This is a genomic window from Alteribacter populi, from assembly GCF_002352765.1.
Lineage (GTDB): Bacteria > Bacillota > Bacilli > Bacillales > Salisediminibacteriaceae > Alteribacter > Alteribacter populi.
Genome location: NZ_KZ293963.1, coordinates 2,615,534 through 2,636,416 on the forward strand (window position 1 = coordinate 2,615,534; position 20,883 = coordinate 2,636,416).

Below are 20,883 nucleotides of genomic sequence, written 5' to 3' on the forward strand. Positions count from 1 at the left end.
GTTTATTTATCGGCAGATGGCTTTTTGGGAGGAGGACTAGATTTGTATGGGTGTTGACTGCTAATTATGGATATTTGAGTTGATTTCCGATCCTCCTATTCATCGCATCGTTTCTGAGAGCAAAAATCAGATTTTCGCTGGCGTTGACTAGATTACAGCTGCTTTGACTTCAAAAAGCAGCGCTGAGTAGAAAGTGGCGCTCGTTTACTAGAGCTCATCTCGGTTTTGGGAGCTCCGACCGGCTCTGGAGGAGCATCCACCGACGAAAGGCAAAAACCAGTAAAACGTGGGAATTGACTAATATTTGAGCTCCGTTGACTAGTAAAAGTAGCTCTTTGACTAGTAACGAAGTCGATTTGACTAGAAAGTGGCGCGTTGACTAGAGCTCCTCTCTGCTATATTGGCTCCCCGATCGTCCTTGGAGGAGCGTCCACCCCCCCGAGGGCAAAAACCAGTAAAACGTGGGAGTTGACTAGTATTTGAGCTCCGTTGACTAGTAAAAGTAGCTCTTTGACTAGTAACGAAGCCGATTTGACTAGAAAAAGCTGCATTTTGACTAGAACCCGAGCCCGTTTGACTTCAAAACGCAGCCCTTTGACCAAAACCCGACCTACTTTGACTACAAAGTGCGGATCTTTGAATAGTCTGATTTTCTCGTTTCTCCCCTAATATTGACAATGTCACACGAAGTTTGTAGATGTTACCAACTTTTTTATGGGGTTTTACTGATATGATTATTTTGTTTGAAAGTTAATCGACTGGAGTGTTGATTTTGAGTGAATTTATGTATTTAATACTTTTTGCACTGCTTGTGTTTGCTCTAGGATTAGTAGAACGTTTTACACTTGATAGAGAGATTAAGCGGATCCCGACGAGGGTTCTTATTAATGGGATTCGTGGGAAATCTACAGTGACTCGGTTAATCATGGGGATTTTAAAAGAAAACGGTGAACGGGTCGTTGGGAAAACAACAGGGACGTCTGCTCGGATGATGTATTGGGACCAAGAGGAAGAAGAGCCGATTGTCCGCGGGTTGCAAGGACCGAACATTAGTGAACAAAAACGAATGGTGAAAAAAGTCGTTCAGAAAAAAGCGGATGCGTTTGTGTCAGAGTGTATGGCTGTCAATCCGGAATATCAAAAAGTGTTCCAAGCGCGGTTCGTTAAAGCGAATGTTACGGTAATTGCCAATGTGATGGAAGATCACCTTGATGTGATGGGCCCTACCTTAGATGACATCGCCGCTGCGTTTAGCTCAACGATTCCTGAAAACGGCTATGTCATTATCCCGCAAACGACGTACCAACGCTTTTTTGAAAGAATCGCGAAGAAAAAGAATACAGAGGTCGTTGTAGCTGATGACAGTTTAATAGATGAAGAATACTTAAAAAAGTTTTCGTTTATGATTTTTCCGGAAAATGCGGCGCTAGCTCTTGCGGTGGCGGATGTGTTGAATATTGACCGTGATGTTGCACTGGCTGGGATGCTGAATGCGCCTGTTGACCCGGGTGCGATGCGGGTACACCGATTTGGTAAAGAAGTGGCACCGAAGTACTTTTTCAATGGCTTTGCGGCAAATGATGCGACTTCTACATTGAATATTTGGGAGCGTATTAAAGAGCTCGATTATCCGATGGAGCATCGAACGGTTGTAATGAATTGCCGGGATGATCGGGTGGATCGTACGCTGCAATTTGTCCAAGATGTGTTGCCACACTTGAAAGCTGATACGCTCGTGTTAATTGGTAGAGGTGTAAGTCCGATTGTTCAAGCGTACAAAGAAGACAAGCTTCCTTTTTCAAACCTCGTAAACTTGGAAAAAGAGCCGACTCAGACGGTTCTTCACCACCTTAATGAATTGCCGGGTAACTCCGTTGTCTATGGAATCGGCAACATTCATGGTGGCGGCGATGAGTTAGCGCAAGTGATTGAAGAAACGGCCCTAATTACGCCGCAGCTTCGGGATTATGATCATGAGAAAACGAACGAGAAACGGTCTGTAAAGAGGAAGGTAGCAGTTACAACAAAAGAAGCTTAACTAGAAAAGAGGTTGTTCATTGACAACCATTTATTGAAGGAGTTGTCGCCGAGTGTTCGGTACTGATTTATATATTGCGATTATTGTAGGAATTTTACTTAGTTTAATTTACGTAGAAAAAACAGGGATCATGCCAGCCGGGCTAATCGTCCCCGGCTATATCGGGCTGATTTTTGATCAAATCATGTTTGTCATTGTGATTGCGTTTATTAGTTTAGTCACGTATTTGCTCGTTACTCAAGTTCTTGGCCGCATAACTGTTCTCTATGGTAGGCGGAAATTTGCCGCGATGTTAACGGTCGGTGTTTTGTTAAAAATGGGATTTGATTATTTTTACCCGATAATCCCGTTTGAAGTTTACGAGCTACGGGGGATCGGCGTGATTGTCCCTGGCTTAATTGCTAATACGATTCATAAGCAAGGCGTCATCCCGACGTTTAGCTCGACATTTGTTATTTCATTTTTAACGTTTGTCTTCATCACGATTTATCACTTGTTTTAGAGAGGTAACGTCCTATGACTAATCACACTTTTAAAGATAGAATGCGGGCTTGGGTCCAGCTTCACCGAAAGAAGGCTACATTCCATACGATCATTGCCCTTGTGATCGTAAGCGCCATTATGTTCACAGAACCGATATGGGGAAAAGTCGATGTCCCTGAAAATACGCGGGCCGACAATGTTGAACATCGGATTTCCATGGTTGGGGATATGATGTTCGGTCGCCACGTACATGATGCGGCAGTTCGAAGCGGCGAAGATATTTCTCGCGTTTTTGACTATGCGAAGCCGTTTTTCGATGAATCCGATTATGTGACTGGCAATTTAGAAAGTCCAATTATGGATGCTGAAGATGAAAGCATAGAAGAAGAAATGGAGATGCACGAGTATCCAGGAAAATTCATTTACCTTTACTCCTACCCTGGTACAGAGCTGGCTTTACAAAGTGCGGGCTTCGACTCTGTAAGTCTAGCCAATAACCATACGATGGATTACCGGGTGCTGTCATTAGACGAAACGTTCCGCCATATGGCTAACGTCGACGTCGATATCGTAGGGATGGGCCATGGACTCGGGATCGCTGATTCCCTCAGCGAAGAACAAATTGCCGAAGCGAATGGAGAGATCACAGACACACCTGCTCAAGAGGAAGAAGAGCTTTACGATGCAGCTCGGATTTCCTATCACGATTTAGATGACAACACTAAAATTGCTTTAATTGGCATCACTGATGTTTTTTATTCGGGGTTTCGTGCCGAGCAATATGCGGATGGCGTGTTTACAACAGGTTCCGCCTCCAGCTTTAGTTTACTTCGCAGCCGGTTACGAGAAGCAAGAGAAAATGCGGATATTGTCATGGTTCACGTTCACTGGGGCGACGAGTACCAGGTTGGCTACAATTCCAGCCAAGAGGATTTGGCCTACTTAATGGCAAATAACGGCGCTGACGTGATCATCGGTCACCACTCCCACGTATTAGAACCTGTACAAGTCATTAACGGCGTCATTCAAGAAGACGGAAAAGAAATTCCAAATAATACGCTTGTCATGTACGGACTAGGGAACTTTATATTTGACCAAGGCTGGAGCCGGACAAAGGAGACGACAATTGCTCAATTGGATCTACTGACAGACGGCAGTCATGAGCTTTCCTTTATTCCAATGAGTCTATTAGATTCCAAACCTCGAGAAACGCATGGCCTCCTGAAACCATACCGGGACTACCGCATCTTTCGCACGCTCAAAAAAGAGCTCGACCAAGAATTATGGCGCGTGGAAGACGGAAGGCTAATTCTCGACCTTGACACAGCCGGGATTTTTGAAAGGAATGACGAGAATCTATGACAGCTCTCAAAATAACCAACATAGCAGCCGCCGTTATTTTCCTAGGACTCATCGGCTGGAATGTCTACTTTGAAGAATTTTTTGATATCGAAAATGCATATGAACCATATCGCGACCGCGATGGCCAAGAAGAAGTTTTAGAGATTTCACCTGCTACAGAGGGTCTTCAAGAAATAGAAGAAGAAGAGCAGTATGCTTTCGGGGTAAGTGCGGCTCATCCGTTAGCCGTTGAAGCAGGTACAAAAGTGCTTGAAAACGGAGGAAATGCCGTCGAAGCAGCAATCGCTGTTGCTTTTACCTTAAATGTTGTTGAGCCTTATGGTTCCGGCATTGGTGGCGGCGGCATGATGCTCGTCCACGAACCTGGTAAAGGAGCAACAAGCTACGATTACCGCGAGATGGCTCCGCTAAGTAACGTTGACACCGAACGCGGAGTTGCCGTTCCGGGAATGGTAAAAGGAATGGAAACACTCTATGAGGAGTACGGCGGAAATAGTGACTGGAATTGGGAAAAGCTATTAGCCCCCGCCATTGATTACGCAGAAAACGGCTTTATGATCGACAGTGTTTTAAGTGACCGCATCGCTAGTTCCAGTCGCTACTTACTATTAGACCCAGAAGACAGAGAACAATTTTACCCTCAAGAACTCGCCATTGAGCGAAATGAAACATTAGTACAAGAATCCTTGGCCAAAACATTGCAAATGATTAGTGACCACGGTGCTGCCGGCTTTTACGAAGGCCCTGTTGCTGAAGGAATGATGAGCGAAATCGGATTTACTGAAGAGGATTTGCTCGGCTATGAGGTGTTAGTCGATGAGCCCGCTGTTGGCGAGTTTGAAGGCCATCGCGTCTACGGTTCCGCCGCACCCGCTTCAAGCATTACACTCATCCAAATGCTGCAAATGGCTGAACGTTTGGATTTGAAAACGGAGTTAGAAGCTATTCCTGGCTTTGAAGAGATTGACGACAATGTAAAGTTAGGCGATTTAGTTAATGAAGAAAAATGGAAGCCGGTCTACATTCATCTCGTGAATGAAATAACCCAAGCAGCGTATAGCAGCCGGCTCTCTACTCTTGCCGACCCTGAGTTTGAAGAAGTCGATCACCAACAGCTAACGAGCCCTGCTTTTACTGATGAGTTATTAGATGGCATTGATTTTACTAGCATTTCTCACAATGACATTTATGAGTCCCCAGCTGCGATTCACGATTCACGGCATACATCTCACTTTGTCATCGTCGATAAAGACGGCATGATGGTATCAGCAACAAATTCACTCGGAGAATTTTTCGGGTCCGGACGACATGTCGAAGGATTCTTTATTAATAACCAGCTGGAAAACTTCAGTTTAGACCCTGAAGCGATGAATAGCCGCCAACCAGGAAAGCGCCCGCGTACGTTCGTCTCACCACTTATATTAGAAGATGCATCAAACGAACGAGCGATGTTAGGCATCGGCTCTCCTGGCGGACGTCGTATTCCTGCGATGCTGTTCCAAACGATCATGCAATATGAGTACGGCATTGACTCAGAAACCGATGAACGACTTACCCTACAAGAAGCAATCCAAAGAAGCCGCTTCTATACCGAAGACAATATCATCTATTTAGAACGCGATATTGACGAGGAACTAAAAAACATCCTCCGCCATGAAATGCAATACTCCTTCCGCGTCCACAACTCCCCCCTCTTTTACGGAGGAATCCAAGGCCTTGGATTGGAGTTTGACGAACAAGGAAACAACATCGAACGCCTCTTCGGCGGCGGAGACCCAAGACGAAACGGCGCATGGCAAATCGGCACACAAGACGGAACACAAGAAGCAGAACGCGCAACAGAGGAAGAACTCGAAGAACACTAACAAAAACAGCCTTTATTAAGGCTGTTTTTGTAAATTTTGTTGCTTCTTGTCGAATCGCCGATATCCGAGCTATTTTCGCTGATATCATGCTTATTTCCGCTGATAAATTACCTCTTTGCGCCGATAATATGCTTGAACAGATGATAAAGCGTCTACTCGCGACGATATATTACTCAAATAAATACTCTATATGTTGTTTTTGAGCATTTTTCAACTTAAATGATGAGTTTAAGGCAATAATTTCGTTCTTTTTCATCATTTGAGTAGTCGAAAGGCTGTCAAGCTCAAAAAGTAGCAAGAACCTTTTATAAAAGAACCGTTATAAAAATGACCACGAGCTTTTAACAAAATATAACTTGCTAAACGATATAAAATACTAAGGCTTGCCGCATTAAAGTAGAACAAAAGCTCAGGATGATTTTTCATCCTGAGCTTTTGTTTGCTTTAGAGGTCATTTTCGCCTGCGAATAAAAACGATCCACGCCAGCACACCGAGCGCTCCGCCGAACATGTCTAGCAGCACATCCTCCACCATCCCGCTCCGATCCGGGTGGAAGTAATGACGGATCTCATCATAAGCAGCATAAGCGGTGATGAAAAGAATAGCCAGAACAGATGCTTTCGGGATGTGCTCCATCCATAGCATGAGGATCCGAAAGGCGAAAATTGCCAAAACGAAATAAACAAAAACATGAGCTCCTTTGCGGATAAAAAACTCGACGAACGCCTCAGTTGAGCGAGTTTCGAGGCTGATCACACTCGTACCATATGTAAATTGCACCCATTGGAAGCCCGATTCGATCCACGACAGGTTGATGTTTCCAAGAATCGGCGTGACATCCTGGTCTTGATAAGGCTGAGATGAAGCATATTGGATCATCGACAACCACGCAAGGAATGGGACATAGTGCGTGAGTAGGGTGTTGGACTTCATAGTTAGAGCTCCTTTGAATAATAGAGTTTGGGGTTAATTATACTAGATTTTGGGTTGGGAGTTGAGTTGCGATCTGGTCAAATTGGCGATTATTCTAGTCAAATCGGATTGGGTTCTAGTCAAAATGCCGCTTTTTCTAGTCAAAACGGCTTCGGTTCTAGTCAATGAGCCGCTTTTTCTAGTCAACTAAGCTCAGATACTAGTCAACTCACCCATTTTTCTGGTTTTTGCCCTCGGGTGGCGGACGATCCTCCGAGTCCGGTCGGCGCTGCCTTTGTTTCGACGCATATGCTGGAGTTTCGGAGGTTTTCGATGTGTTAAACAAACGTTTGATTAAGTTGAGAGGATTGTCGTTTGCGCGCGAGCGAGGGTGGATTTTGATTTTGTGATGATGTGCGGGCACTCGCGGGTGGCATTTGGTCAAAGAAGAGTCAGCTTATATTCTTCGCGATTTAGCAAATAATTGTTTGGAATGATCATTTAAGAGTAGATTATTGACAAAAACGAACACTTGGTTGATAATAAAAATCATAAAGTGTTCATTTCGAACATAGAGGGTGAAAAAAATGAACATCGATACACGAAGACAGAAAATTGAAGAGCTTGTTTTAGAACAAGGAAAGGTCGATATTGATGATTTGGTCGATTTGCTCGGTGTTTCTACGATGACGATTCGCCGGGACCTGATGTTTCTTGAAAAGGAGAACAAGCTAATCAGGACGCATGGTGGTGCGGTTCCGGTAAAGGGATTGATTAATGAAACGCCTTACTCAAATAAGGAAAATCAATTTCTATCGGAGAAAAGAGCGATTGCGAAACGGGCTGCTGAGATTGTCCAAGAAGGACATAAAGTCATTTTAGATTCTGGGACGACGACGCTGGAGATCGCCCGTGTGCTAAAATTCCGAGATGATTTAACGGTCATCACAAATGACATCCTTATTGCGGCTGAATTTGTAGACAGCAGCATTCATGTCATTGTTACAGGCGGTGAGCTACAAAATCAGGTCGGGGCGATGTTTGGCCCCCACACTCAGGACCTTTTGCAATCAATCAATGCAGATTTATTATTTTTAGGGGCGCATGCGATCCACCCGCAATCTGGGGTTACAGCTCCAACCTTAGAAAAAGCTAAAATAAAGCAAATGATGCGCCATGCAGCAAAAGAAACGTGGGTTATTGCAGATTCGAGTAAGTTTAATAGGAAATCTTTTGCTTCTGTTTGTTCGTTGGAAGAGGTTGAAGGGATCATTACCGACGAACACGTTGAAGAAATCAACATTGAAGCTTACCACGATCAAGTGGTAACGGCCACAGCTAAGAAAGAAGGGTAAGAGATGAAAATCGGAGTGATTGCAGATGATTTAACAGGCGCGAATGCCATGGGGGTCAGAATTAGTAAGCAAGGAATTCATTCTGCCACGATGGTGCAAGGCGCCGACTTTCCAGAGGAAGCAAACTACGATGCTATCGTTGTCGATACGGACAGTCGATATGCTGCTCCTGATATTGCAAGAAAAAGAACGGTTCACGCTCTCCGTCATTTTAAAAACTGGGGTGCACAGCTATTTTCTAAGCGGATTGACAGTACGTTCCGTGGGAATATTGGCGTTGAAGTTGATGCCATGCTTCGTGAATTAGGCGAGGATTCAGTCGCTGTTATTGTCCCCTCTTTTCCTGATTCAGGTCGCATTGTGATTGGTGGATACCTCCTGGTTGATGGTATCCCGCTTCAGGAGACCGACGTTGCTCGCGATCCCGTTCATCCGCTTAAGGAATCCTGCATTCCAACTTTGACTGAGCAACAGTCAAAGCATGAAATCGGCCAGCTCGGACTCCAAGACATATTAGCGTCTGCCGACATGTTAAAGGAGCGCCTGGAAGCTTTATTTAATGAAGGAAAGCGCATCATTGTCTGTGATGCGACAACCAATGAGCAAATTGAAACGATTGCAGATGCGATGAGTAAAATCGAAAATAGGACAATGATTTCTGTTGATCCTGGTCCGCTCACGGCTTTCTACGCGAAGACGGTGATGAATCAGAAGGTTGCTCAGAAGAAAATTCTCGTATCAGTCGGGAGTGCCACGAAGATAACGGGTCAGCAGCTTCACTACCTGGTTGAAAAAACGGGTGCTTCTCCTGTTTATGTAGATCCTGAACGACTAGCCAGCTTTACAAGTAGTTGGGATGAAGAAATTGACCGAGCGACAGCAGAAGCATTGAAAGAAGCACAAGACGAGAGCGTATTAATTTTAACGACGCACAAACCCGGTCAGTCTTTAATTAATTTTAATGCGATTGCCGAGCGGGAAAATGTCAATGAAGAAGCGCTCGCTAAACGAATTACCGATGGATTAGCGAAAATAAGCAGACAAATTATTGAAGATAAGAGCTCCAGTATCCGCGGCTGTTTTTCCAGTGGCGGAGATGTAACCGCTTCTCTATGTTCGATCAGTCGGGCCAGTGGCATTGAGCTGGAAGATGAAGTTTTACCGCTTGCTGCTTACGGAAGACTGATCGGCGGACACTTCAATCGCCTCCCGATCATTACCAAAGGCGGGATGATTGGCGATAAAAAAGCAATCTATGAATGTGTGAAATTTTTACAAACCAAATTATAAAGGGGAAATGATTTATGACGAAAACACCTGTAATCGCAATTCCTATGGGAGACCCGGCTGGGATCGGTCCTGAAATAACAGTTGGCGCACTTGCAAAAGCGGACGTCTACAACGCCGGAAAGCCGGTTGTGATCGGAAACACCGCAATAATGGAAAAAGCGGCTAGAATCATCGGAGCCGATGTCGCAATTAACGAAATCTCCTCAATTGACGAAGCTCAGTACCAATACGGAACCATTGACGTTCTTTCTTTAAACAATGTCGATCTTGACTCGTTCACGTTTGGCGAAGTCCAAGCGCAATGCGGGCAAGCCGCCTTCGAATATATCGAAAAAGCAGTCAGCCTCGCAAATGAAGGCCTAGCCGACGTCATTGCCACAACGCCAATTAACAAAGAATCATTAAAAGCCGCAGACGTCCCCCATATCGGACACACAGAAATGCTCGCAGCAATGACGGACACGGAAGATCCTTTAACGATGTTTGAGGTAAAAAATATGAGAATCTTCTTTTTGACGCGCCACCTTTCATTAAAAGACGCGATTGACCAAATGACAAAAGAGCGCGTTCTCGACTACCTTAAACGTTGTGACGCAGCCCTGCAAAGATTAGGAGTATCCAGCCGTAAATTTGCAGTGGCCGGTTTAAACCCCCACAGTGGTGAAAATGGATTATTCGGGATGGAAGAAGTAGACGAAATTCGCCCAGGTATTGACCTAGCCGTTGAAGCTGGTATTGACGCAGTCGGCCCAGTACCTGCCGACTCTGTTTTCCACCAGGCATTACAAGGAAAATACGATGCGGTTCTCTCGTTGTACCACGACCAAGGACACATCGCAGCCAAAATGACAGACTTTGAAAAAACAATCTCCATTACAAATGGATTACCATTCCTAAGAACGTCCGTCGACCACGGAACCGCGTTCGATATCGCAGGTAAAGGCATTGCAAGCTCAGTCAGCATGGAAGAATGTATTAAACTTTCCGCTAAATATGCACCGCATTTTACAGGAAAATAACACCAGGGAACCCCGCCTCCATATAAGATAAGGCGGGGTCATCCCAAATCAGTTAGGGGGATGTGAATCATGGAAGTTTCAGGAGCTCAAATGATACTAGGGCTGGTAATTGGGGTGTTTCTCCTTATTGCTCTCGTATTAAAAACGAAAATACACGCGTTTGTTGCGTTATTGATATCTGCTTCAGTTACAGGGATCATCGGGGGCATGCCAGCACCTGATGTTGTCAATGCGATTACTGAAGGTTTCGGAAGTACGCTAAGTACAATCGGGATCGTGATCGGTCTCGGGGTCATGATGGGGCGAATATTAGAAGTTTCCGGAGCCGCCGAACGCATGGCCTACACATTTATTAAATGGCTCGGCCGCAAAAAAGAAGAATGGGCCATGGCATTAGCCGGCTACGTCGTCTCGATCCCTATTTTCGTAGATTCCGCGTTTGTTATTTTAATGCCAATTGTAAAAGCGCTTTCAACGAAAACAGGGAAATCCGTTGTCGGTTTAGGGGTCGCATTAGGTGTCGGTCTCGCTGCCACTCACCACGCCGTCCCTCCTACTCCAGGTCCACTAGGTGTAGCAGGAATATTCAATGTCGATGTCGGCATGATGCTATTATACGGTTTAATTTTTGCAGGACCGATGATCGTAGTCGGTGTATTTTACGCTAAATGGATCGGGAAAAAAATCTATCAACTGCCAACTGAAGACGGCTTAGATTTCCACCGTCCAGACATGCCGAACTCTTTAGAAGAATATTATCAAATGCAAGAAAATAAAAACTTGCCATCATTAGGTCGCTCAGTTGCCCCTATCCTTGTTCCAATCATTTTAATTTTTGCGAATACGACAGTGTCCGCTTTCGGTGTAGAAGGAACTGTTGCAGAGTACGTGCAATTCTTCGGATCACCAGTCATTGCCGTTGCGATCGGCTTAATTTTCGCAATCTACGGTTTATTCGGTAAAGTGAAACAGGCTGATGCAATAGACCGTATGGAAGAAGGCATAAAAACAGCCGGGATTATTCTTCTTGTCACCGGTGCCGGTGGAGCATTAGGGAACGTCCTCCGCGTGAGCGGCAGCGGCGATTATATCGCCGAACAAATTGCGAATACCGCTCTTCCCGCGGTGCTACTCCCTTTCTTCATTGCGACGATTGTCCGTCTCATTCAAGGTAGTGGAACCGTGGCGATGATCACCGCTGCCTCCATTTCCGCACCAATCGTTTCAGGAATGGATATTAACATGGTCCTAGCTGCTCAAGCCGCAACACTCGGTGCTATGATCTTCTCTTACTTCAACGACAGTCTATTCTGGGTGGTCAACCGCATGCTCGGAATTAAAAACGTAAAAGAACAACTGCTCGTTTGGTCAATCCCAACCACCATCGCTTGGTTCATGGCACTCGTAATGATCGTCATTACGAATATGATTGTTGGGTAAGGTAGGTTGTGAATGTCGGGAAACCGCTTCTTCATTGGAGGAGCGGTTTTTTGGTGGGATTGCTTAGCTTAGCTTAGCTTTGGATTCTAGTCAAAGAGGGGCTTATTGTGGTTCATCGATCTAGTCAATTATAATACGGCTCTGTTACAGGCGGACGCTTTCCGCGGGCAACGCTTCAGCCTCCTCGGGAAACCCACCCTGCGGGGTCTTCAGCTGTTGCTTTTCCCACTGGAGTCGCCGCCTTTCACTCCGCCGAAGCTAGTCTGGAAAACAATTGCCGCTTGGAAAATAGCCTAAGTGGGAGGATAAAGTTTTTGAATGTTCATAAGCGCTTTCCCTTCATTTTCTTAGGGAGACAGAGCCGGTAGGTTACCACCTTTAAAATTAACTTTGATTCTTTTATTAAATTCTAGGGGCTATTCGTCTACACTATTCAATGTAGAGCTTCTTTTATATGATTTTTTGACTCATAAGGTGAGAACTTTAAAAGGTAGTAGGACCACACCAGACAACCGGTTCATCGATTAGTAGCTATTTTTATGACTAATCTAGGATACATTCATCTGCTAAAAAGATCTGCATTTCGACTTGTTAAACAAACGTTTGATTAAATTAAGTAGATTGTTATGCAAGCTCGAATCAAGTAGATTTCTGGTGATGGATGCTTTTCTTCCTAAACCCTTAAACTAGATACTAGATCTTGCCCCAGGTTGACTACTTAGCTCGAGCTGGTGACTACATCCCGTATACTCTTGACAAGATCACACTCCCATAAGAAAAACCGCAAAGTGGTCTTTTATTAAAAACAGCGTTAGCTTCCGCCGTATGTTTTAAAGTCTCAAGGATGCTTTACAACTTCATCAAAGTAAGTGAATTCTACACAAAAGTGAAGGAATTCTACCAAAAGGAAACTTACCTTTCGCAAAGTGGGGTAATTCTACACAAAAGAGTGATTATTATACACAATGGAGTGTTTTTTCTACACAAAAGTGAAGGAATTCTACCAAAAGGAAACTTACCTTTCGCAAAGTGGGGGAATTCTACACAAAAGAGTGATTATTATACACAATGGAGTGTTTTTTCTACACAAAAGTGAAGGAATTCTACCAAAAGCCCTTGATACGAGCGGCGTGAAGGTAGCTGTCCGCTCTATAAATTTGTATGAAAACAACTTGGCCAGAAGACAATACTAAAGTAAGCCCTCCATTTCTTAAGGACTAAACTAATTAATTTGTTTATCATTTTATAAAATAATATATCCTTCCCTTTAACAATTTTATTGGTAATAAGGAGAATGTAATCAGGGCCTAGTCATCATACACTCACGATTTTGAAGTGACTCTATATTATTATGATCGAGATATATTGGTTTAGACTAATCTATGGGCGAAGGTGTTATTTTCATTGTAGATGGTGGCTACGAGTAGCGTAGCCATGGTTGTTTGTTATCTTTCAAAAAAAAGACAGCCACAAGGGCTGCCTTTTGTAAGTGTTGCTTAGTTAAGTGTTACATCATGTAGTTGGTACAGGCCGTTTGGATGCTTCCAGAAGCCTTGTACTTCGTCTCTAAGACCTACAAGGTACGTTTGGTGGTAAAGGTAAAGCATTGGTGCGTCGTCTACTAGGATTTCCATTGCTTGCTCGTATAGATCAGCGCGAACTTCTTCGTCTGATTCTTCACGTGCTTCAACTAGTATGTCATCTAGCTCTTGGCTGTCAGTGAATGTACGGTTACCTGCTGCTCCGTGTTGAGAAGAGTGGAACAGTGGGTACATTCCGTAGTCAGCGTCACCTGTTACAGTAACCCAACCTAGGATGAACATGTCGTGCTGTCCTTCAGCTGTGTTATCAAGGTACGCGCCCCACTCAAGTACTTCGATGGATACGTCTACGTCGATTTCAGCAAGTTGAGCTTGAACGATTTCCGCGATGTCTTGACGCTCACGGCTGTCGTTTGTCCAAATTGTTGTTTCGAAACCATCTTCATAGCCTGCTTCAGCTAGAAGTTCTTGTGCGCGCTCTGGGTCGTAGTCAATGCTGTCTACGTCTTGGCTAAATCCAAATACTTGCTCACCGATTGGTCCGATAGCTGGGTCTGCTGCGCCTTCTACTACACTATTGATGATGGCATCTTTATCGATTGCCATTGAAAGTGCTTGACGAACAGTTGGGTCATCAAATGGTTCTTTGTCATTGTTGAAACCAATGTAAGATGTGCTTAAGCTTGCCTGCTCGTAAACGCTAGCGCCGTCTGAGTTTTCTACACGGCTGCGGTCACTTGGGCTTACTGGGTAAGTGATGTGAACATCGCCTGTTTCAAGTTCACCTACACGAGTTAGGTCTTCAGGTACAACTTTAAATGTTACAGTGTCGACGTTTGCTTCCTCGCCCCAGTAGTTTTCGTTTTTAACGAGATTTACTTCGTTACCGGAATCCCAGTTCTCAAATTCAAAGATACCTGTTCCGATAGGGTTTTTGTTAATGTAGTCTCCTGGCTGTTCGCCGTCTTCCATTGCTTCGTAATCAGCTTCAATCGCTTCTGCACTAATCATGCTACCACCAGTGTGAGCTAGGTGGGATGGTAGTGGAGAAAACGGGAATTCTGTGTGGAATTGAACAGTGTAGTCATCTACAACGACTACTTCTTCTACCATTTCAAATAGGAATTGACGTGGAGAAGCAACGTCTGGATCTAGGACACGTTCCATGTTGGCTTTTACAACTTCTGCGTTAAACTCAGATCCGTCGTGGAATGTTACGTCCTCGCGTAATGTAAATTCCCAAACATCTTCCTCTACTGCTTCCCAATCAGTTGCTAGAAGTGGCTCAAGTTCCATTTCTTCACTTTGAGTTAATAATGTTTCGAAAATATTATGTTGAACGTTACTTGAAGGAACGTCGTTGGAACCGTGTGGGTCCATGGCCTCTGCATCTGATCCAGTTGCAATGACTAGGTCGCCGCCTTCAGCTGTTTCTTCTGTACCGCCGTCTTCCTCTCCGTCTGTGCCGCCATCTGTTCCACCTTCGTCTGGTTCGCTTGCACAACCTACTAATGCTAGCGCCATAACAGAAGGAATGGCAATGGATTTAAACCATTTGCTTTTTTTCACTGTAGTTACCCCCTTGTAATATGAATGCAATGATTCAATTAATAACCTACACCATACTTTTGGAAATTACAAGTGGAAATAGTTTTAACATTTTAATTTTTCGAGATCTACAAAAAAATATTTTAATAGTATAGTAATAAAAGAGAGGAAAAAACGTTGATTTGTCGGGTTTTGTCGACCATGTAAGCGCAATCAACTATTGGTATGACAATAATTTCAAGGTATTACACGCTTGTAATATTTTGTTGAAATGATATAATTTCTTGTGTTATGCGAATCGCAACAACCATGAAAAAATTCAAATAATTTGGAACAGGAGGATGATCTGATGGCTGAGACTACTTTAAATAATAGACCAGCTACAAAGCCCCCATCACCGTCAATTGAAAATTTAAAGACCGTTTTCAAAAAATTACGCAAAAATAAAGCTGCGATGGTCGGTGGAGGTTTAATAATTTTCTTTATTTTAGTGTCCATTTTTGGGCCTCTATTAACATCTCATTCACCAACATCTATTGATCTAACAAACCGGATGGCAAGCCCATCTTCAGAGCATTGGTTTGGGACAGACCACCAAGGTAGAGATATCTTTACACGAATTATCCATGGAATGTCTATAACACTCTACATCGGTTTTAGTTCCGTATTAATCGGGGCAATCTTCGGGGTTATTATTGGTCTTTTCTCCGGGTATTACGGAAAAAAAGTGGATGCAATTCTTATGAGAATGATGGACGTGTTACTTGCTTTCCCTGGTATTTTGTTAGCACTTGCGATTGTAACGGTATTAGGTGGAAGCCTACAAAACGTAATTATTGCCGTCGGTATTTTTTCCGTTCCGGTATTTGCGCGTATTGTCCGTGGTTCAACGCTTGCGGTTCGTAAACTTGAATATGTCGATGCAGTTCGAGCACTCGGTGCTACTGACATGCGTATCATTTTCAGACACGTTTTACCGAATATTTTGTCGCCAATTATCGTCCAAGCGACACTTCGTATGGCTACTGCGATTCTTACTGCCAGCGGGCTTTCGTTCTTGGGCTTAGGTGCACAGCCTCCAATGCCAGAGTGGGGCGCGATGCTAAGTGCCGGTCGTAACTATATGTGGGACAGCCCTCACATTGCTTTGTTCCCTGGTTTAGCAATTGTCATTGTTGTATTAGCGTTTAACATCTTCGGTGACGGCTTACGTGATGCACTTGATCCTAAATTGAAAGCTTAAGAGAGGTGAGAAACGATGCTTATATATGTAATTAGACGTTTAATTCAAACGATCCCCGTTCTTCTCGGGGTTACGATTTTAGTATTCTCTATGATGCACTTGATTCCTGGTGACCCAGCACAAATCATTGCTGGTGAGAGTGCCAGTGAACAACAAGTCGAACAGATGAGAGATCGACTTGGTTTAAACGAGCCTATCATTGTCCAATACGGTAAATTTTTAGGTGGTATTTTACAAGGTGACTTAGGAAACTCAATCCGAAGCGGTAATGCCGTTAGCTCTGAAATCGGCAGTCGGATTATGATAACCGTAGAACTGGCCCTCTATAGTACGATACTCAGTATTTTTATGGGGTTGATTGCGGGAATTATTTCTGCAACGAAACGCTACACGTTTATTGATACGTTTATTATGATTTTTGCCCTATTCGGTTTATCCATGCCGAACTTCTGGTTGGGACTTATGCTTATTCAATATTTTGCACTCCCGCCTCTTCAGTGGTTCCCGGTATCCGGTTGGGGTACGGCAGGGCATATTGTGTTGCCAGTTATTACACTCGGAACAGCCGGCGCGGCGATTATCGCTCGTATGACGCGTTCCAGTATGCTTGAAGTTATTAACCAAGACTACATTCGTACGGCTCGTGCCAAAGGGGTAAAAGAGCGCTACGTTATTTATAAGCACGCCCTTCGTAATGCTTTGATTCCGGTTGTAACCGTTGTGGGTCTACAATTCGGTGCGTTACTTGGCGGAACAGTTTTAACAGAAACGGTATTTACGATTAACGGGATGGGGCGACTCGTCATTGAGGCGATTAACGCTCGTGACTTCCCAATTGTTCAAGGGTCTGTATTAGTGATTGCCCTATTGTTCGTACTCGTAAACTTGATTGTTGACATTAGCTATCGATTCTTAAATAAACGAATTGAATTGGATTAAGGAAGGAGGGTACTTCTATGGCAAACAACAGTATTATTGAAGTAAACGACTTACAAACATCATTTTTTATGGAAGATAAAGAAGTAAAAGCTGTCGACGGCGTAACATTTGATGTGCCTAGTGGTAAAACATTAGGAATTGTAGGAGAGTCAGGTTCCGGTAAAAGTATTACCTCTCTTTCCATCATGCGTCTCATTGCAGAACCGGGTAAAATTAAAGGCGGCGAAATTAACTTTAACGGTGAAAACTTGCTAAATAAATCAGAGGCTGAAATGCGAGGCATTCGAGGAAATCAGATCTCAATGATTTTCCAAGAGCCGATGACTTCTTTGAACCCGGTTTTTACCGTAGGAGATCAAATTTCAGAAGCGGTGATGATTCACCAAGGTTTATCTAAAAAGCAAGCAATGGCCAAATCGCTAGAAATGCTCGAGCTTGTGGGAATCCCTTCTCCTAAAACACGTCTGAAGAATTACCCGCACGAACTTTCCGGCGGGATGCGTCAACGTGTGATGATTGCAATTGCACTTGCATGTCGTCCAGAGCTCTTGATTGCCGATGAGCCAACGACAGCGTTGGACGTGACAATTCAAGCACAGATTTTACGGTTAATGCGCAACTTGCAAGACGAACTTGGCATGAGTGTTATTTTGATCACGCACGACCTCGGCGTTGTAGCTGAAACATGTGATTACGTTGCGGTTATGTACGCTGGTAAAATCGTAGAATATGCTGATGTAAATACACTATTCTCAAATCCGAAGCACCCTTATACGGTTGGCTTATTGAAATCTCTCCCGCGTCATGACATTGACCAAGAGGGTGACTTGAGTACAATCAAAGGGATGGTGCCTACACCAGACGCTATGCCAGAAGGCTGTCGTTTTGCACCGCGTTGTCCGTTTGCAAGTGACATTTGTCGCGAAAGCTTACCTCATTTAGAAAACGAAGAAAACGGAAATCAAGTCCGTTGTTGGATTCATACCGACAAGTGGGACGGTCCGGAGGTGAACGTCAGAAATGACTACGAATCTGCTGCAAGTAAATAATTTAAAACAGTACTTCCCGATCAAAGGTGGAATTTTCGGCCGTCGCGTCAATGACGTTAAAGCCGTTGATGATATTACGTTCGGTGTTAGAGCCGGCGAAACGTTAAGCATCGTAGGTGAGTCCGGTTGCGGAAAATCAACAACTGGCCGAGCCATCCTTCGCCTAGACGAGCCTACTTCCGGTGAGGTCACATTTGACGGAGAAGATTTGCTCGGCTTAAGTAAAACGGAAATGCGTAAGCGCCGTAAAGATCTGCAGATTATTTTTCAAGATCCTTACGCGTCCATCAACCCTCGTCAAACCGTTCGTCAAGTGCTGAACGAAGCGATGGAGATTCAAAATGTAGTACCAAAAGAGCAGCGTTTAGAGCGCATGCTCGAGTTAATGGAAACAGTTGGTCTTGGTAAACACCAACTTGACCGCTTCCCTCACGAATTCAGTGGTGGTCAACGTCAGCGTATCGGTATCGCCCGTGCGTTAGCCGTAGATCCAAAACTCATCGTCTGTGACGAGTCCGTGTCCGCATTGGACGTTTCCATTCAAGCGCAAGTATTGAACTTGTTGAAGAAATTGCAGAAGGATTTAGACTTAACGTACTTGTTTATTTCCCATGACTTAGGTGTTGTTCGTCACATCTCAGACCGCGTCATGGTAATGTACTTGGGTAAAATTGTTGAAATTGCTGATAAAAAATCATTGTTCGACAATCCAAAGCACCCATACACGAAGACGTTATTATCTGCAATTCCGGTACCAAACCCGAATGAGAAGCGTGATCAAATCATCCTAAAAGGTGACGTACCATCACCAATTGACCCACCAACAGGATGCCGCTTCCACACTCGTTGCCCGTTCGCAACGGACAAGTGTAAGGATGAAGTACCAGAGCTACGCAACACTGGTAAAGGAATGCTTGATGGTCACAATGCTGCGTGTCATTATATTGATGAAATTGAATCTGGTGAAATGCAGCCGAAGTATAGATAAGGTTTGAAAGCAGCGTCCCTTGGTGGGGTGCTGCTTTTTTGTTTGGAAATGTTTCTCTGAGCTTGAACGATCATAAAGATAAGGGTGCTCATCATGCGATTAAGGGGTTTTTCTTTAAATTGGGGAATTGTCTTTGCTTGTTGTAGTATTAACGATTATTGGTGCTAAAATATATTGCTTTTGGGTAGAGTTTTTTTTGTTTTTGTAGAATGGCCTCTCCTTTTTTTGTTGGTGACTTCTTTTTGTTTTGAGTTAAGTTTGCCTTTTGTTCAATTAATCCTCTTTTGGGTAGAAATACTTCTCTTTTGTGTTGAATTCATCTGCTTTTGTGTAGAATAATTCCTCTTTTTTGTTGGTTACTTCTCTTTGTTTTGAACTAAGTTTGCCTTTTGTTCAATTAATTCGCTTTTGTGTAGAAATACTTCTCTTTTGTGTTGAATTAATCTGCTTTTCTGTAGAATAATCTCTCTTTTGTGTAGAATTCATTTTTGCTTTTTGTAGGATAAGTTCCTTTTTGTGTGGAAATGCTTTTTGAGCTTCAAAAATTTTTAAAAACATTGAAGGAATTTTATCATTTATGTCGAATTATTTTATCTATTAAGAAGAAAGGATGATGAATTTGAATAATAGAAAACCTCGCAAGACTCCTCTTGACCTCTTGGTTGTACTGTCAATGATTCGAAGGCTGCCTCCCTTTCACCCTCAATTTTCTTATTTAGAAAATGATCATGCCAGCTTACATGCAGGGTTCAGAGGTGAAAAATCAGTAGAATTTTATTTAAAGAACATTCCTCGGTCTTCAAACTATATTTACCATAATTTGCGGTTAATGCGCTCAGACAATAATGCCTTTGAGATAGACACACTCATCGTTTTTCCAAACTATTTATTGATTTTGGAAATTAAACATTTCTCAGGTGAATCTGTTTACCTTAAGGAGGAACCTCACCAGCTCATTCGGACCTCATTTGAAAAAACTAAAAAAGCGTATGATGATCCTATTTTGCAGGTTAAACAACAAAAAAAGCACCTACACCGTTGGTTAAAAAAACATTCATTACCTTCTCTCCCAATTGAGTACCTCGTGATTATGGCTAACCCTCACTGTGAGATCACTTTTTCCCCCAATTACATTGAAAGATCCCGTGTAATGAGGAGCACCTATCTTGAATATTCTATACGCGAGCTTGATTCACTTTATAAGAAAACACTCTTGTCACAAGACGATTTAGAACGTCTTGATAATTTGCTTTTGAATGAACATTCAGATTACCGCAAGAAGGGGATTGAGAAATACTCCGTTCCACTTAGTGATCTAATTAAAGGCGTACATTGCCCAAAATGCTTTTCACTCCCCATGCTCAAAATGCGTGAAAAGTGGATTTGTCAAAAGTGTAATTTTAGCTCTAAGCACGCGATTGTAGACTCTCTTCGTGATTATTTCCTTTTGGTGGGTGATACAATTACAAATAAAGAGTTGAGAAATTTTTGTATGATCCCCACCTCGCGTGATGCAAGTAGGTTGCTTAAGAGTCTTAAGCTACCACACAATGGAGGAACAAAATCCAGATCATATGAATTAAAGCAACTGTTAGATCGATGATAGAGAATACTTTGCTTTTTTTGTTTCTGTAGAAAGGCCTCTCTTTTTTGTTGGTTACTTCTCTTTGTTTTGAATTAAGCTTGCCTTTTGTTCAATTATTTCGCTTTTGTGTAGAAATACTTTTCTTTTGTGTTGAATTATTCTGCTTTTCTGTAGAATGATTCCTCTTTTGTGTAGAATTCATTTTTGCTTCTAGAATGGCCTCTC

15 protein-coding genes are annotated in these 20,883 nt (G+C 43.3%); 13 read left to right on the forward strand and 2 right to left on the reverse strand.

Annotated elements, in window-relative coordinates:
- The first annotated feature begins 784 nt into the window (after positions 1 to 784).
- Genes pgsB through CDZ94_RS12480 form a run of 4 tightly spaced genes read left to right on the forward strand, consistent with a single transcriptional unit; the run spans position 785 to position 5,748 of the window.
- Complete coding sequence (pgsB, locus tag CDZ94_RS12465; RefSeq protein WP_096440821.1) at positions 785 to 2,038, forward strand: poly-gamma-glutamate synthase PgsB; 1,254 nt, start codon at positions 785 to 787, stop codon at positions 2,036 to 2,038.
- Positions 2,039 to 2,090: 52 nt separating this feature from the next.
- Positions 2,091 to 2,540 (forward strand): poly-gamma-glutamate biosynthesis protein PgsC, encoded by a 450-nt coding sequence (gene pgsC / locus CDZ94_RS12470; RefSeq protein WP_096437500.1) that lies wholly within the window; start codon positions 2,091 to 2,093, stop codon positions 2,538 to 2,540.
- A gap of 14 nt (positions 2,541 to 2,554) precedes the next feature.
- Positions 2,555 to 3,883 carry a CapA family protein gene (locus CDZ94_RS12475; protein ID WP_096437502.1) on the forward strand — a complete coding sequence of 443 codons (1,329 nt, stop codon included), beginning with the start codon at positions 2,555 to 2,557 and terminating at the stop codon, positions 3,881 to 3,883.
- Positions 3,880 to 5,748, forward strand: a complete 1,869-nt coding sequence (locus tag CDZ94_RS12480; RefSeq protein WP_096437504.1) for a gamma-glutamyltransferase family protein — start codon at positions 3,880 to 3,882, stop codon at positions 5,746 to 5,748. The genes CDZ94_RS12475 and CDZ94_RS12480 overlap by 4 nt, the downstream gene beginning before the upstream one ends.
- Positions 5,749 to 6,199: 451 nt before the next feature.
- Here CDZ94_RS12480 and CDZ94_RS12485 read toward each other — a convergent pair whose 3' ends face one another.
- Positions 6,200 to 6,682, reverse strand: coding sequence for a VanZ family protein (locus CDZ94_RS12485; RefSeq protein ID WP_096437506.1), 483 nt, complete (start codon positions 6,680 to 6,682; stop codon positions 6,200 to 6,202).
- 566 nt (positions 6,683 to 7,248) lie between these two features.
- Between CDZ94_RS12485 and CDZ94_RS12490 the strand changes: the two genes are divergently transcribed.
- From CDZ94_RS12490 to CDZ94_RS12505, 4 genes are all read left to right on the forward strand, one after another.
- Complete coding sequence (locus CDZ94_RS12490) at positions 7,249 to 8,016, forward strand: DeoR/GlpR family DNA-binding transcription regulator (RefSeq protein ID WP_096437508.1); 768 nt, start codon at positions 7,249 to 7,251, stop codon at positions 8,014 to 8,016.
- A gap of 3 nt (positions 8,017 to 8,019) precedes the next feature.
- Positions 8,020 to 9,306 (forward strand): four-carbon acid sugar kinase family protein, encoded by a 1,287-nt coding sequence (locus CDZ94_RS12495; RefSeq protein ID WP_096437510.1) that lies wholly within the window; start codon positions 8,020 to 8,022, stop codon positions 9,304 to 9,306.
- Positions 9,307 to 9,320: 14 nt separating this feature from the next.
- Positions 9,321 to 10,325, forward strand: coding sequence for a 4-hydroxythreonine-4-phosphate dehydrogenase PdxA (gene pdxA, locus CDZ94_RS12500; protein ID WP_096437512.1), 1,005 nt, complete (start codon positions 9,321 to 9,323; stop codon positions 10,323 to 10,325).
- Between the two features lie 69 nt (positions 10,326 to 10,394).
- Positions 10,395 to 11,765 carry a GntP family permease gene (locus CDZ94_RS12505; protein WP_096437514.1) on the forward strand — a complete coding sequence of 457 codons (1,371 nt, stop codon included), beginning with the start codon at positions 10,395 to 10,397 and terminating at the stop codon, positions 11,763 to 11,765.
- A gap of 1,496 nt (positions 11,766 to 13,261) precedes the next feature.
- Here CDZ94_RS12505 and CDZ94_RS12515 read toward each other — a convergent pair.
- Positions 13,262 to 14,830: a glutathione ABC transporter substrate-binding protein gene (locus CDZ94_RS12515; protein WP_096440823.1), complete on the reverse strand. Its 1,569-nt coding sequence runs from the start codon at positions 14,828 to 14,830 to the stop codon at positions 13,262 to 13,264.
- Positions 14,831 to 15,203: 373 nt separating this feature from the next.
- Here CDZ94_RS12515 and opp1C point away from each other — a divergent pair, with 373 nt between their 5' ends.
- The 5 genes from opp1C to CDZ94_RS12540 all read left to right on the forward strand — a co-directional run bounded on the left by opp1C (position 15,204) and on the right by CDZ94_RS12540 (position 20,676).
- Entirely contained in the window at positions 15,204 to 16,097 is an 894-nt protein-coding gene (gene opp1C / locus CDZ94_RS12520; protein ID WP_096437518.1) for a nickel/cobalt ABC transporter permease, read from the forward strand.
- Positions 16,098 to 16,112: 15 nt separating this feature from the next.
- Positions 16,113 to 17,036, forward strand: coding sequence for a nickel ABC transporter permease (gene nikB, locus CDZ94_RS12525; protein WP_096437520.1), 924 nt, complete (start codon positions 16,113 to 16,115; stop codon positions 17,034 to 17,036).
- Between the two features lie 17 nt (positions 17,037 to 17,053).
- Positions 17,054 to 18,085 carry an ABC transporter ATP-binding protein gene (locus CDZ94_RS12530; RefSeq protein WP_096437523.1) on the forward strand — a complete coding sequence of 344 codons (1,032 nt, stop codon included), beginning with the start codon at positions 17,054 to 17,056 and terminating at the stop codon, positions 18,083 to 18,085.
- Positions 18,057 to 19,073, forward strand: coding sequence for an ABC transporter ATP-binding protein (locus CDZ94_RS12535; RefSeq protein WP_096437525.1), 1,017 nt, complete (start codon positions 18,057 to 18,059; stop codon positions 19,071 to 19,073). Before CDZ94_RS12530 ends, CDZ94_RS12535 begins: the two co-directional genes overlap by 29 nt.
- A gap of 619 nt (positions 19,074 to 19,692) precedes the next feature.
- Positions 19,693 to 20,676, forward strand: coding sequence for a nuclease-related domain-containing protein (locus CDZ94_RS12540; RefSeq protein WP_157911757.1), 984 nt, complete (start codon positions 19,693 to 19,695; stop codon positions 20,674 to 20,676).
- Positions 20,677 to 20,883 lie beyond the last annotated feature (207 nt).

What these genes read in the sequence shown, in the direction of transcription:
- pgsB (WP_096440821.1), top strand. Translation starts at nt 785, where the DNA reads ATGTATTTAATACTTTTTGCACTGCTTGTGTTTGCTCTAGGATTAGTA.
- CDZ94_RS12475 (WP_096437502.1), top strand. Translation starts at nt 2,555, where the DNA reads ATGACTAATCACACTTTTAAAGATAGAATGCGGGCTTGGGTCCAGCTT.
- CDZ94_RS12480 (WP_096437504.1), top strand. Translation starts at nt 3,880, where the DNA reads ATGACAGCTCTCAAAATAACCAACATAGCAGCCGCCGTTATTTTCCTA.
- CDZ94_RS12485 (WP_096437506.1), bottom strand. Translation starts at nt 6,682, where the DNA reads ATGAAGTCCAACACCCTACTCACGCACTATGTCCCATTCCTTGCGTGG.
- CDZ94_RS12490 (WP_096437508.1), top strand. Translation starts at nt 7,249, where the DNA reads ATGAACATCGATACACGAAGACAGAAAATTGAAGAGCTTGTTTTAGAA.
- CDZ94_RS12495 (WP_096437510.1), top strand. Translation starts at nt 8,020, where the DNA reads ATGAAAATCGGAGTGATTGCAGATGATTTAACAGGCGCGAATGCCATG.
- pdxA (WP_096437512.1), top strand. Translation starts at nt 9,321, where the DNA reads ATGACGAAAACACCTGTAATCGCAATTCCTATGGGAGACCCGGCTGGG.
- CDZ94_RS12505 (WP_096437514.1), top strand. Translation starts at nt 10,395, where the DNA reads ATGGAAGTTTCAGGAGCTCAAATGATACTAGGGCTGGTAATTGGGGTG.
- CDZ94_RS12515 (WP_096440823.1), bottom strand. Translation starts at nt 14,830, where the DNA reads ATGGCGCTAGCATTAGTAGGTTGTGCAAGCGAACCAGACGAAGGTGGA.
- opp1C (WP_096437518.1), top strand. Translation starts at nt 15,204, where the DNA reads ATGGCTGAGACTACTTTAAATAATAGACCAGCTACAAAGCCCCCATCA.
- nikB (WP_096437520.1), top strand. Translation starts at nt 16,113, where the DNA reads ATGCTTATATATGTAATTAGACGTTTAATTCAAACGATCCCCGTTCTT.
- CDZ94_RS12530 (WP_096437523.1), top strand. Translation starts at nt 17,054, where the DNA reads ATGGCAAACAACAGTATTATTGAAGTAAACGACTTACAAACATCATTT.
- CDZ94_RS12535 (WP_096437525.1), top strand. Translation starts at nt 18,057, where the DNA reads ATGACTACGAATCTGCTGCAAGTAAATAATTTAAAACAGTACTTCCCG.